This is a genomic window from Chromohalobacter sp. HP20-39, assembly GCF_033052815.1.
Lineage (GTDB): Bacteria > Pseudomonadota > Gammaproteobacteria > Pseudomonadales > Halomonadaceae > Chromohalobacter.
The window spans coordinates 1-394 of the sequence record NZ_JAWHTP010000240.1; the positions used below are offsets into that span (position 1 = coordinate 1).

Here is a 394-nt window from a genome sequence, read left to right on the forward strand (position 1 = left end):
CGCACGCCCGAAAGTCGACCTTCAAGGTACGCTGGACCCTACGTCCATGCGGGCGATGCAGCAGGCTGCCGCAGCGGCTGCCAACGCAACCGGCGCACCGCCTGCTGATGCTGCGCCCGTCAACAGCGATCAACAGTTTCTGAAACAGACAGCAGCAACGAAGTACGAGCGCACAGGTATTGCGGGCCGTTTGCCGAGTTGCACCGTATCCCAGGGCTTTGTGATTCCAGCGACGTTTGTCGGCGGCAACAACTCGGATAAGCCGGGCGAGTTTCGCGCGATGGTGTCGCAGAACGTATGGGACACGGTGGATGGCACCTGCCTCGCGATTCCGGCAGGTTCGATGCTGGTTGGGACTTACAGCAGCGACATCAGCATCGGGCAGGAGCGCCTT

Annotated in this window: 1 protein-coding gene; it reads left to right on the forward strand. The window is 61.7% G+C overall.

Annotation, left to right across the window (positions count from 1 at the left end; translation table 11 throughout):
- Positions 1-46 precede the first annotated feature (46 nt).
- Positions 47-394: TrbI/VirB10 family protein (locus RVY79_RS17815; RefSeq protein WP_317465843.1), on the forward strand; the 348-nt coding region annotated here is incomplete at its 3' end.